The organism is Sphingobacterium sp. KH_072 (assembly GCF_057837975.1).
Window position 1 is genome coordinate 3,798,457 of sequence record NZ_CM174457.1, and the last position, 13,143, is coordinate 3,811,599.

11 protein-coding genes are annotated in these 13,143 nt (G+C 43.0%); 4 read left to right on the forward strand and 7 right to left on the reverse strand.

The window, feature by feature from the left end:
• Positions 1 to 5: 5 nt before the first annotated feature.
• Genes AC3IRT_RS16910 through secA form a run of 3 tightly spaced genes read right to left on the reverse strand, consistent with a single transcriptional unit; the run spans position 6 to position 4,979 of the window.
• Positions 6 to 1,190, reverse strand: a complete 1,185-nt coding sequence (locus AC3IRT_RS16910) for a M20 metallopeptidase family protein (RefSeq protein ID WP_489394371.1) — start codon at positions 1,188 to 1,190, stop codon at positions 6 to 8.
• Between the two features lie 18 nt (positions 1,191 to 1,208).
• Positions 1,209 to 1,664: an SPOR domain-containing protein gene (locus tag AC3IRT_RS16915; RefSeq protein ID WP_489394372.1), complete on the reverse strand. Its 456-nt coding sequence runs from the start codon at positions 1,662 to 1,664 to the stop codon at positions 1,209 to 1,211.
• A gap of 12 nt (positions 1,665 to 1,676) precedes the next feature.
• Positions 1,677 to 4,979 (reverse strand): preprotein translocase subunit SecA, encoded by a 3,303-nt coding sequence (secA, locus tag AC3IRT_RS16920; RefSeq protein ID WP_489394373.1) that lies wholly within the window; start codon positions 4,977 to 4,979, stop codon positions 1,677 to 1,679.
• Positions 4,980 to 5,223: 244 nt separating this feature from the next.
• Here secA and AC3IRT_RS16925 point away from each other — a divergent pair, with 244 nt between their 5' ends.
• A complete protein-coding gene (locus tag AC3IRT_RS16925; protein WP_489394374.1) occupies positions 5,224 to 5,955 on the forward strand; it encodes a ThuA domain-containing protein in 732 nt (243 codons plus the stop codon).
• Positions 5,956 to 6,015: 60 nt separating this feature from the next.
• Positions 6,016 to 6,840, forward strand: a complete 825-nt coding sequence (locus AC3IRT_RS16930; protein WP_489394375.1) for an MBL fold metallo-hydrolase — start codon at positions 6,016 to 6,018, stop codon at positions 6,838 to 6,840.
• A 59-nt stretch (positions 6,841 to 6,899) separates the two neighbouring features.
• Here the strand turns inward: AC3IRT_RS16930 and sufD are convergent, their stop codons facing one another.
• The 3 genes from sufD to sufB form a co-directional block, all read right to left on the reverse strand.
• A complete protein-coding gene (gene sufD / locus AC3IRT_RS16935; protein WP_489394376.1) occupies positions 6,900 to 8,213 on the reverse strand; it encodes a Fe-S cluster assembly protein SufD in 1,314 nt (437 codons plus the stop codon).
• Between the two features lie 48 nt (positions 8,214 to 8,261).
• Complete coding sequence (sufC, locus tag AC3IRT_RS16940; RefSeq protein WP_489394377.1) at positions 8,262 to 9,020, reverse strand: Fe-S cluster assembly ATPase SufC; 759 nt, start codon at positions 9,018 to 9,020, stop codon at positions 8,262 to 8,264.
• A gap of 72 nt (positions 9,021 to 9,092) precedes the next feature.
• Entirely contained in the window at positions 9,093 to 10,544 is a 1,452-nt protein-coding gene (sufB, locus tag AC3IRT_RS16945; protein ID WP_489394378.1) for a Fe-S cluster assembly protein SufB, read from the reverse strand.
• 321 nt (positions 10,545 to 10,865) lie between these two features.
• Here sufB and AC3IRT_RS16950 point away from each other — a divergent pair, with 321 nt between their 5' ends.
• Both AC3IRT_RS16950 and AC3IRT_RS16955 read left to right on the forward strand, forming a co-directional pair.
• Positions 10,866 to 11,336 (forward strand): Lrp/AsnC family transcriptional regulator, encoded by a 471-nt coding sequence (locus tag AC3IRT_RS16950; RefSeq protein ID WP_249992476.1) that lies wholly within the window; start codon positions 10,866 to 10,868, stop codon positions 11,334 to 11,336.
• A 13-nt stretch (positions 11,337 to 11,349) separates the two neighbouring features.
• Complete coding sequence (locus AC3IRT_RS16955; protein ID WP_489394379.1) at positions 11,350 to 12,417, forward strand: DUF6695 family protein; 1,068 nt, start codon at positions 11,350 to 11,352, stop codon at positions 12,415 to 12,417.
• A 6-nt stretch (positions 12,418 to 12,423) separates the two neighbouring features.
• On the opposite strand, the gene ung is transcribed toward AC3IRT_RS16955, so the two are convergent.
• Positions 12,424 to 13,095, reverse strand: a complete 672-nt coding sequence (gene ung / locus AC3IRT_RS16960) for a uracil-DNA glycosylase (RefSeq protein ID WP_489394380.1) — start codon at positions 13,093 to 13,095, stop codon at positions 12,424 to 12,426.
• Positions 13,096 to 13,143: the final 48 nt, after the last annotated feature.

A 13,143-nucleotide genomic window follows, 5' to 3' on the forward strand; every position in this document is an offset into this window, starting at 1 on the left:
GTATATTATCCTTCCAGCGACTTCAGCGCGATATAAGACATCAAGCCGATGCTCGTTTCTAATGCCGTCTCATCAATATCAAAAGTAGGTGTGTGTACGGCCGAGGTGATTCCTCGTGCCTTATTCCCAGTACCCAAGCGATAGAAACATGCATTGGTTTCTTGAGAATAATAGGCAAAATCTTCGGCCGCAGGCCATAGGTCTAATTCTAGTACATTCTCTTTACCCAAGTATGTTTCTGCATGAGCACGCGCAGCAGCAGTCGTTTTTGGTTCATTGACCAAGAAAGGATAGCCTTTATCGATTTTAAAATCGCAGGTAGCTCCCATACCTTCGGCGATCCCAACGACCATCTTGGTCATTATTTCATGCGCTTCTGCGCGCCAAGCTTCGTCAAACGTACGGAAAGTACCATCTAGCTTCACTTCATCTGGAATTACGTTAGTAGCGCCATTGCCGATGATTTTTCCCCAAGAAAGCACTGTCGGAATACGTGGGTCGGCGTAGCGACTCACGATCTGTTGCATCGCGGTGATGATTTGTGCCGTGATCGCAATAGGATCTATATTTTGATGTGGCTGCGCGCCATGACCACCTTTTCCACGAACAGTCAGAAATAATTCATCACAGGAAGCCATGTATTTTCCAGCACGGAAGCCTACTTGCCCGCTTTCAATGAACGGCATCACATGCTGACCAATGATAGCATTTGGCGCAGGATTTTGCAACACTCCTTCTTTAATCATGAGCGACGCTCCTCCAGGAAGGCGTTCCTCACCGGGTTGGAATATCAGTTTGACGGTACCACCAAATTCAGATTTCAGACTTTGCAAGATCTTGGCTACGCCTAATAAAGAGGAGGTATGCACATCATGTCCACAAGCATGCATCACACCCGGATTTTGCGATCCGTAGCTTCGCCCTTCCACTTCCAGAATCGGCAACGCATCCATATCTGCGCGCAGCGCAATAACTTTATCCGATGGCAAATCGCCTTGAATCAATGCGACTACACCTGTATCTGCCATCGCAGTATACGGAATAAGTAACTCGTCCAATCGCTCTTTCACAAAGGATGAGGTATTGTATTCTTGAAAGGAAAGCTCCGGATTTTGGTGCAAATGCCGTCTCATGCCTACCGTTTCTTCCGCAAAGGAATTGGCTAGGCTTTTGATCTGCTCTATCATCATAGTGGGATTAAGGGTGATTTATTGCCAGACCCAGATGTCTTCGACAAAGACAAATACATTGCTGTATTGGCCTCGGATCTTTCGCATGAAATTATTGGCCTCGGTACGCGTGCGAAAATCGCCCACCTTCACTCGGAAGTTTGGCTCTTCATAATTAACATACGCGGCCATATCACTGTATTGGCGTAAGAAACCATTTTGAACCGAAACAGCATCTGTTCGGTTAGCACCAGAAAAGATCTGTACTCGAAAACCTTTGGTACGCACCCGTCGCATATTGCGCTTGTCGACAACCTTCTTGTCGGCCAAGTTCACGGTCGGACGGGCAGTAGGATTGATTTCATGCTCTGCCCTGAACGCTTGCAATGCAGCGATCAACGGATCTGCGACAACATCTACGTGTTGCTCCTGAGCGTGTACTCCGGCAGATAAACCACCAAGTAATCCGCATAAAATCAATCCTTTTCTAACCATCGTTACTATTTCTTATTTGCTGCCGTGGCAGTTTTTATATTTCTTACCAGAACCACAAGGGCACTCGTCATTACGACCTACCGTTTGCTCTTTGCGAATCGGCGGCGTTACCTGTGCTGCTCTGGTGTCTATATCTTCTTCACTAACACCAGTAGGCGAAGATAGCTCTTGCTTAGAAGCCGTTACCTGTGCCGGTTGCGCTGGCAACGGACGTGCTTCTTTAACCTGCTCTTCTTGCTGACCTTGTTGTCCCGGAATCTCTCCTTTGAACAAGAAGCTTACAATTTCTTTATTCATAGAAGCTAACATCTCTTTAAATAGATTGTATGCCTCCATTTTATAGATTACAATCGGATCTTTCTGCTCGTAAACTGCATTTTGTACCGATTGCTTCAAGTCATCCATTTCACGCAAGTGCTCTTTCCAAGCTTCATCTATCAGAGCAAGAACTATACCTTTTTCAAAAGATCTAAATACTTCCTTACCTTTAGAATCTACCGCTTTTTTCAAGTTTGTAGACACTTGTATACCGCGCGTTCCATCAGAGAATGGTACGACAACATTATCGATCATGTCGCCACGCTCTGCCATTACATTAGTCATCACAGGTAGCGTTTGTGCGGCTACATGCTCTGCCTTATCGTGGTAATGCGCAATGATCTGACCAAACAATTTATCAATTAACCCTTCTGTATTAGTCGCTTTAAATTCTTCCTCCCCAATAGCTGGATCTACCGCGAATATGCGGATCACTTCAATTTGGAACTCTTCGAACGAGCCACCTTCTTTCGAAGAAAGCACCACATCCTCTACTACGTCGAAGATGGTGTTGTTCAAATCTACATCCAGACGTTGTCCGAACAAGGCATTTTTACGTTTGGTGTAGATTACGGTACGTTGTGAGTTCATCACATCATCGTACTCCAAAAGGCGCTTACGGATACCGAAGTTGTTTTCCTCTACTTTACGTTGTGCACGCTCAATAGATTTTGTCAACATGCCATGTTGCATTACCTCTCCATCTTCAACCCCCATACGTACCATCAAATTAGAGATACGCTCGGAAGCGAATAAACGCATCAATGGATCTTCCAAAGAAACGAAAAACTGAGATGAACCCGGATCTCCTTGACGACCGGCACGACCACGTAACTGACGATCCACACGACGTGACTCGTGACGCTCTGTACCTATAATTGCTAAACCGCCTACGTTGATCACTTCGGCAGCCAACTTAATATCCGTACCACGACCAGCCATATTCGTCGCGATCGTTACCTGACCTGGTTTACCCGCTTCGGCTACGATATCAGCTTCTTTCTGGTGCAATTTTGCGTTCAAGACATTGTGTTTGATGCCGCGCATTTTCAACATACGGCTCAATAACTCAGAGATCTCTACCGATGTAGTACCCACCAATACTGGTCTTAGCTCATCTGTCAAGGTTTGTATCTCCTGTGCTACTGCATTGTATTTTTCACGAGCTGTCCGATAGATATAATCTTGGCGATCGTCTCGTTGTATATCACGGTTCGTCGGAATCTCTACCACATCTAGTTTATAGATTTCCCACAGCTCGCCTGCTTCGGTAGAAGCGGTACCAGTCATACCAGATAGTTTGTGGTACATCCGGAAGTAGTTTTGCAAGGTAATGGTCGCATAGGTCTGCGTCGCATCTTCTACCTTCACATTCTCCTTTGCTTCAATCGCTTGGTGCAAGCCATCCGAGTAACGACGACCATCCATGATACGACCCGTCTGCTCATCCACGATTTTCACCTTTCCTTCATCCAAGATGTATTGATCATCAATCTCAAACAAGGTATATGCTTTCAACAATTGGTTGATCGAGTGAATACGCTCTGCTTTTATCGAGTAATCACGCAATAATTCCTCTTTCTGACGGGCTTTTTCTTCTAATGGATCACTTGAGTTTTCAATCGCAGCAATCTCTGTACCTACATCAGGAAGGATGAAGAAGGTCGGATCTTCACCAGAAGTGGTGATCAACTCAATACCTTTTTCGGTCAGCTCTACTTGATTATTTTTTTCATCGATCACGAAAAACAATTCCTCATCTGCCTTCGGCATCTGGCGATTTTGCTCGGCCATGTAGAAATTCTCTACTTTTTGTAGAACTTGGCGATGATTGCTTTCACTTAAGAACTTAATCAATGCTTTATTTTTTGGCAAACCGCGGTAAGCGCGGAATAAGGCCAAACCACCTGCTTCTGGATCTACATCGCCTGCTGCAACGGCTTTCTTTGCCTGATTCAATGCGCCGTTTACATACGCTTTTTGCGCATTTACCAAGCGTTCGATTCTTGGTTTTAGTTGATAAAATTCGTGCTGATCGCCTTTTGGTATCGGACCAGAAATGATCAATGGTGTACGCGCATCGTCAATCAACACCGAATCCACCTCATCAATCATCGCAAAGTGCAGCTTGCGCTGTACCATGGCTTCTGGATTTTGCGTCATGTTGTCACGCAGGTAATCAAAACCAAACTCGTTATTGGTACCGTACACGATATCCGATTGATACGCTTTGCGACGTTGTGGCGAGTTGGGCTGATGCTTATCGATACAATCGACACTCAGACCGTGAAATTCGAATAACGGGCCATTCCACTCGGAGTCACGACGTGCTAAGTAATCATTCACGGTGATGATATGAATACCTTGACCAGATAATGCATTCAGATACGTAGGCAATGTTCCTACCAAGGTTTTACCTTCACCCGTACCCATTTCCGAGATTTTACCTTGGTGCAATACAATACCACCAATTAGCTGTACATCATAGTGCACCATATTCCAGGTCACATCCGTACCGGCTGCAGACCAGCTATTTTTCCATACCGCTTGATCGCCTTGGATCGTCACATTAGGCTTCAATGCCGCGATGTCGCGGTCAAATTGGCTCGCCGTTACGGAGATTTCTTTATTTTCTGTGAAACGTCTTGCTGTATCTTTTACCACAGCAAATGCTTCTGGCAAGATCTCTAACAGTACTTCCTCTAGTTTCTTATCTCTATCTTTAGTCAGCTTATCTACCTTCTCGTAATAAGCCGTTTTCGATTCCATATCTTCGGTAGCTTCAGCCTGTTCTTTCAAGCTCGTGATCTCCTCATCGATCTCTTTCAGGTATTCCGCAATACGGCTTTTAAAGCTGGCTGTTTTGGCTCTCAAATCATCATTTGATAAGCTAGCAAGCTTCTCATACTCTTCCTTGATCTTATCTACGATAGGTTGTATTCCTTTGATATCCCGCTCAGACTTGCTACCAAATAATTTACTTAAGAATTTTAACATAATCTTTTTAATCTGTACTCAGCTAGTGCACAATAATAAATCCAAAGTTCCTAAACAGACAATTTGGCACTAATCGGGCAAATTTAATTATTAGCAATGATAAGTAACAGCATATCACTGTTTTTTTACCGTTTTTTTTAATTGCCTTAATATAGCGCCAAACTACGTTAATGTGGCTCAAATTAGAACAGGAATTTTACCATATTGAGAAATAAATGATACCTTTAAGTATAAACCGCTAATCATGATGAAAAACCTGCTATTTCTTGTCCTTATACAAGTATCATTTATCTTACCCTGCATCGCTCAGCATGCGCCACAAGTATTGGTGTTTTCGAAAACCGCAGCTTTTAGGCATGACAGTATTGAGAAAGGTGCGGAAGCTATTCAGCAATTGGGTATTCAGCATAATTTTGGCGTGTACCACACAGAAGATGCAGCCATATTTACAGACGAACAGCTCAAAAAATACAAAGCAATCATATTTTTAAGTACCACAGGAGATATTTTAAATCCGGCACAGCAAGCCGCCTTTGAAGAGTTTATACAAGCTGGAAATGGCTTTGTGGGCATCCATGCGGCTAGCGACACCGAATACGATTGGCCGTGGTACGGCAAGATGGTCGGCGGCTACTTCGAAAGCCATCCAGAAGTGCAAAGTGCTGATGTACATGTGCACGATCACACACATTTGGCAACAGCGCATCTGCCGGAGATTTGGCGTCATAAGGATGAGTGGTACGATTTCAAGAACTTAAATCCAGACGTCAACATCTTGATGACGATCGATGAAGAAAGTTATAAAGGCGGCAAGATGGGATCTTTCCACCCAGTTTCTTGGTATCATACCTACGATGGTGGCCGTGCTTTTTATACCGCTTTAGGGCATACTAAAGAGGCATATGATGACGCTGACTTCCTGCAACACATAGCCGGTGGTATTGCGTATGCGATTGGGAAAGCCATTGGCAAATAATAACCGGCTCGGTGTTTACCACATTGATTTGCTTCTCATTTTTCTCTATTTTTGCTGTCAATGAAATATTGTTCGATCGCTTCTGGAAGTAATGGTAACTGTTATTATATCGCTAAAGATGATGCCGCTGTATTAATCGACGTGGGGATCAATAACAAGCACATGCATCTCCGCATGGATCAGTTAGGAATTCTACCAACACAGGTCAAAGCCATCTTCATCACGCACGAGCACACCGATCATATCTGCGGATTGTCCGTATTTGCCAAGAAATACGATTTACCGATTTACATCACGCAAGGCACTTTAGACGGATGCAAATTACGTTTACCAGAACATTTAGTACATATTATTAAATCCAATGAACGCGTGCGTATCGGCGGATTAGAAATTATTGGGATTCCCAAATATCATGATGCCAAAGAACCCTGCAGTTTTGTCGTGTCTGACGGTAAAAGCAATATCGGAATCCTCACCGACCTTGGCCATGCTTGTGATAATGTGAAGCACGTGGTGCAGCATGTTGATGTGTTGCTTTTGGAAAGTAATTACGATGAAGAAATGCTACAAAACGGACGCTACTCCTATTACCTCAAGAATAGGATACGTGGTGGTTTAGGGCACATCTCCAATAATATGGCTTTGGCTTTATTTTTAGAAAAACGTACTGATCGACTCAAACATCTCATCTTGGGTCATCTTTCCGGACAGAACAACACGGTAGACAAGGTATTGGAAACATTTGTCCCGCATTGTGCAGATATCACTTTATCTATCGCCACCAGACACGAATCCACCACTATCTTTGATCTTTCAGATTTGCATCAGGTAAAGCAAGCAATCGTGACGGAAATGGCCGCTCCGATCATGCGGGAAGTGGTATAAAAAAAGCGCCTGATGAAACATCAGACGCTTTTGGCTTTATATTAATTATTACTCTTGTACTAATTCTTGCGTGTTTCCAATCCTTTTGCTACCAATGCCTCCACGTATTCACGAACAGACTCGTTAGAGAAACGAGAAGTCACATCAAATGCGAATGCATGCACCAATAAGGTACGTGCTGATTCCTCTCCAATTCCTCTTGCGCGCAGATAGAACAAAGCTTGATCATCAAACTGACCCATCGTACAACCGTGCGAACACTTCACATCATCAGCAAAAATTTCTAACTGTGGTTTAGTATACACCGTAGATTTGTCGCCGACCAACATGTTGTTGTTCTGCTGGAAAGCGTTTGTTTTCTGTGCATCTTCACGCACGAAAATCTTTCCATTAAACACTGCCGTAGAGTTTTCTTGAGGAATATTTTTATACCATTCGTACGATTCACAATGCGGCTTCATATGATCGACAATGGTATGATTATCCACCAATTGCTTGTCGGCCAACAGATTGATACCGTACAAATGTGATTCGACTTGCTCATCATCCAAGCGCACGTTGATATTGTTGCGCACGAAAGTAGCTCCCGGGAAATTACAGTTATAGTTATTGTACAAACTGTGCTTATTCTGGTATACTTCCGTATGGTTGATGTAGTTGCTCGTCGCATCCGAGATCTGCAAGTAGTAATGCTGCATTTTAGCATTTTCTTCTAATACGATCTCCGTTACTTTGTTGTGTAGATTTTTCGCACTTCCGGCTATCGTAATGAAAGATTCGATTACTTCCAGCTCCGAGTTTGCTCCAGCTACAATTAGATTTCTAGTTTGTGCAAAAAATGACTCTGTACCTGTCGCTACATGCACCAAATGAAGTGGCTTACGAATTACTGCATTACGCTTCACTTCAATGAAAACACCCGCGGTGTATAATGCAGTATTTAGATACACTAAAGCATTATCCGTTTTGTCAGCATGTTGCGCAAAATGGCGGGCAAACTGTGGATCGTTCGCAGCATCCTCGATCGGTTTTACCACCAAGCCTTCTTCGTCTTCTAAGCTCGAAAAAGCTAATGTGTATTGGCCATTAACCAATACCAAACGGTGCGCATCCAATGCTGGAATATCTGCTTGCCTCAAATCAAGATCGGCCACATCCACATCACTGTTTAGCACATAAGGCGCTTGTACCAGACTGTGAATATTGGTATACTTCCAATCTTCATTTTTTACCGTAGGAAACCCTGCCTGCTCAAACTTGGCAAACGCTTCCTGACGAATCGCGGCTAATGCAGCCGGTTCATCGATCTTCTCCAGATCATGGAAAGTCGTAGTCAATTGTTGAAACAGAGATTCTGCTGTTATTGTACTCATATTTTTTGTTGTCAATACACTCATAACCTTCCCTTTCTTTTTTCCTTGTTAGGCCGTCTGCGTATCTAATTCTTTTAACCAATCGTATCCTTTTTCTTCCAATTCCAAAGCCAATTCTTTAGGCCCAGTTTTTACAATGCGACCATTGTACAATACGTGTACGAAATCTGGCACGATATAATCCAACAAACGTTGGTAGTGCGTGATCACGACGAAGGCATTATTTTCTGAACGCAATTGATTTACACCATTAGCTACAATGCGCAAAGCATCTATATCCAAACCAGAATCCGTTTCGTCCAAAATAGACAATTTCGGGTTTAGCATAGCCAATTGAAAGATCTCATTACGTTTTTTCTCACCACCGGAGAAGCCTTCGTTCAACGATCTATTGGTCAGCTTAGCCGAAAATTCTACCAATTTTTGTTTATCCTTTACCAACTGTAAAAACTCTTTCGCTTCTAACGGTGGCAAACCTTTGTATTCACGGATATCGTTTAAGGCTGTTTTCAAGAAGTTGATGTTAGAAACACCAGGAATCTCGATTGGGTACTGGAACGCCAAGAACAAGCCTTCGCGAGCACGATCTTCTGGCGAAAGATCCAATAAATCTACGCCATCTAGTAATGCTGTACCATCCGTTACCTCATAAGAATCACGACCGGCCAATACATTTCCTAATGTACTTTTACCTGCACCGTTTGGCCCCATGATCGCGTGTACTTCCCCCGCTTTCACTTCTAGATTTAATCCTTTTAATATGTTTTTATCCTCTACAGAGGCGTGTAAATTCTCAATCTTTAACATGCTATTTTTTATTTGTTCTTCCAGAATATGCGCGTAGCACGATATCCAGAATAGTGTATTACTTTTATTAGCTTATCCTACGGATCCTTCTAGCGATATAGCCAGCAGTTTTTGTGCTTCTACCGCAAACTCCATTGGAAGTTGATTCAATACTTCCTTTGCATACCCATTCACAATTAGCCCAACCGCTTTCTCCGAATCAATACCGCGCTGATTCAAGTAAAACACTTGATCTTCTCCAATCTTCGAAGTAGTGGCTTCGTGCTCTAATTTGGCCGATTTATTTTTACTCTCGATATATGGGAAAGTATGCGCTCCACAACGATCTCCAATAAGGAGTGAATCACACTGCGTGAAGTTACGCGCTTGATCTGCATTTGGCCCGATCTTCACCAAACCTCTATAACTATTATGACTCAATCCAGCCGAGATACCTTTGGAAATGATTTTCGACTTGGTATTTTTACCTAAGTGAATCATTTTTGTACCCGTATCTGCCACTTGACGGTTACGCGTCATCGCGACAGAATAGAATTCGCCAACGCTATTATCACCTTTCAAAATTACACCCGGATATTTCCATGTGATGGCCGATCCAGTTTCCACTTGCGTCCAAGAAATTTTTGAATTATCTCCTTTACAAATACCACGCTTGGTCACAAAGTTTAAGATACCACCTTTACCATCTTTATCACCAGGATACCAGTTTTGTACGGTTGAGTATTTGATTTCGGCATCTTTCATCGCGATTAGCTCTACTACGGCAGCATGCAATTGATTTTCATCACGCATCGGCGCAGTACATCCTTCTAGGTAGGATACGTAAGAACCCTCATCGGCGACGATCAACGTCCGTTCAAACTGACCTGTATTTTGTGCATTGATACGGAAATAGGTCGAAAGCTCCATCGGGCAACGAACTCCTTTAGGAATATACACGAAAGAACCATCTGAGAATACCGCAGAGTTCAGGGCTGCATATATATTGTCCGTTTGCGGCACGACCGTACCCAAATATTGCTTAATCAGCTCCGGATATTCTTGCACCGCCTCACCGAAAGAGCAAAAGATGACGCCTTTTTCTTTCAGTTTCTCCCGAAATGTCGTCTTCACGGATACCGAATCAAATACAGCATCTACCGCTACGACACCCGCCAAAATCTTTTGTTCATCCAACGGAATACCTAATTTGGCAAATGTGGATAATAATTCTGGATCGACATCGTCCATACTATCCAACAGCTTTTTCGATTTTGGAGCCGCATAGTAAGAAAGATCTTGAAGGTCCACTTCTGGATTATCAAAATTTTGCCAAGTCGGCATTTCTAACGTTAGAAAATGGCGAAATGCCTTCAAACGCCATTCCAACAGCCATTCTGGTTCATTTTTCTTTGCAGAAATCAGGCGTACAGTATCTTCATTAAGACCTTTTGGCGCGATCTCCATATCAATATCGGTCGTAAACCCATATTTATACTCCTCGTGCTCAAGCTCTTTTAGTAATTCGTCGTCTTTGGTACTCATATCTCTTTCACCTTTGGAAGCAACGCATTGTTGCCCTGTTTTCAATTTGCAAATTTAGCACTTTAATAGGAATAACGCACTATCGCCAGACACCAATTATGGAGAATATCTCAAAAACATCGGTATTTATATCGTCATAAAATCACACCAATACCCGAAGATAAAGCCTTACAAATCAATTAAGTTGGTAATTGAGCCATGATCGCACGAATGAGGAGCTGATATGCCACAAAGCAAAATATTGCACTACGATTACCTACTGTAAAAAATACGGTGGCAAATAAAATATTGTATATTTACATTTCACAAAATTTTATTGCAATGCCTTACCAGCCTGACAAGACGGATCTGAAAATTTTAAAACTGTTGCAAGAGAATGGTCGTATAACCAATTTACAGCTAGCAACGAGTATCGGTCTTTCGCCTGCGCCCACGTTAGAACGCGTTCGTAAATTGGAAAACTCTGGATTTATCAAGAGTTATCATGCCTTCGTAGACGAGGAAAAGCTGGGTTTAGGCATCAAATCTTTTATTCAGATTTCACTCGACTTTCATACACAAGATGCAATACCTAAATTTGTGGACGCGGTATTAGAAATACCAGAAGTCACGGAATGCCATCACGTAACGGGTAACTGCGACTTCATTCTGAAAGTGTATGTTCGCGATATCAAGGCATATGAGGGCGTCATCATGGAGAAAATCACGAAGATTCCTTACGTAAAAACTTTTCAGACGATGGTGATTATGTCGACAAGTAAAAAGCAACCGATCGTACCCCTACAATATTAAGCAGAGAAACTGTATGCATACATTTGATGATCTTGCAATCATACTTACCTGGCCCGATGCTACCATTCGTGGGGACGAAAAGTGGATGATGTTTTTCAAGAAAATTGGACTGGTAAAAAACTTAAACTTCAAGGTTGGCCATACCGGAATCGTCTTGATCGAAAGAGCGACAGGCACGATGCTCTTCTACGATTTTGGCCGGTACATATCGCCACGCGGCTATGGGCGGGCACGCTCTCAAGAATCAGACCCTCGTCTGGCTATTGACCTCAAAGCACACATCAGCAAAGGTAAGATTACCAACTTGGAGGAGATTGTACATTACTTCGAAACCTTAAAAAGCGCCATGCATGGCGAAGGGCAGTTGTATTTTTCTGTGGCAGAAAACATCAATTTCAACGTGGCCAAACTCTTTGGGGATTATTGGGTAGAGAAAGGCACTTATCCGTATGGCGCGGTGGCACGCCGCAATAACAACTGCTCCAGATTCATTACACGGATGCTGATAAAATCGTCCGAGAAATACCATTACTGGCATGGCATAAATCTGCCAGAAACCATTAAAGCAAGCCCCATTAGCAATGTAGTGAATGCGGTCAATAATCGAATGATCTATTCGTTTTGCCCGACGGTAGGTCTTCAATATTTCCACATGAATCGCTGGAAATCTTTTTGGTTTTTGATTAAACAGCTGGGCGACAATGTATCTCAGAAGAAATCGAATCTTTTGCCCAATGATCAGATTATCGGTGCGGTAGATTTCCTATCCAAACCGATTACCATTCCCAAAGACGCTACTTACCTCGGTGGCGTGGGTGATGGCGCTTGGTACGCGGCCACGCATTTAGACGATCGGCAATTTATGATCAAGCGGTTTACCTCTAAAGGCGAGCTAGAATATGTCGTACAAGGCGAATCCAGTATCGCGATCCAAACAGACGTACCTTGGCGCGTGGTGTATGATAGCCATTTGCTGTTTACACATATCGAGCAAAATGAGGTAAAAATACGCATTAACCATATCAAACAGCTGGAGATAGCCGATTTTAAGTTTGAAACCGTAAAAGAGTTGTACGCCTAATTCTCTTTACACTTGCCAGTCGATGGGCTGTTGTCCTTGCTGAGTGAGAAACGCATTCGCTTTTGAGAATGGTTTCGAGCCATAGAAACCACGATAGACGGATAAAGGCGAAGGATGTACCGACGTCAATACCAAATGTTTTGTTTGATCAATAAGCGCCGACTTCTTGATCGCATAACTGCCCCAAAGAATAAAGACTACACCAATTCGTTGTGCAGAAATGGATTGGATAACCGAATCAGTAAACTGTTCCCAACCTTTCTTTTGGTGCGACGCTGCCTCATGCGCACGTACCGTCAATGTGGCATTGAGCAATAACACGCCTTGCTCTGCCCATTTTGTCAAATCTCCATTCTGCGGATAACTAAAACCGGGAATATCATCCACCAATTCTGCATAAATATTCTTTAAAGAAGGCGGAATGGCGACGCCAACTGGTACAGAAAATGATAAGCCGTGCGCTTGCCCAATATTATGATAGGGATCCTGACCTAGAATAACCACTTTGACATTGGGCAAGGACGTTAACCGAAAGGCATTAAACACTAAGTTTTCTGGAGGAAAAACTTGCGCTTGCTGTCGTTCCTGTTGCACAAATTTGGACAAAGCGCGCATCGAAGGCTGTTCAAACAAGGGCTGAAATACGGACTTCCAACTTTCGTGGTATCTTTTGGACATATTCAAATGTACAATTTTCGTTTAATTGTGGCATACAATTGGATACCT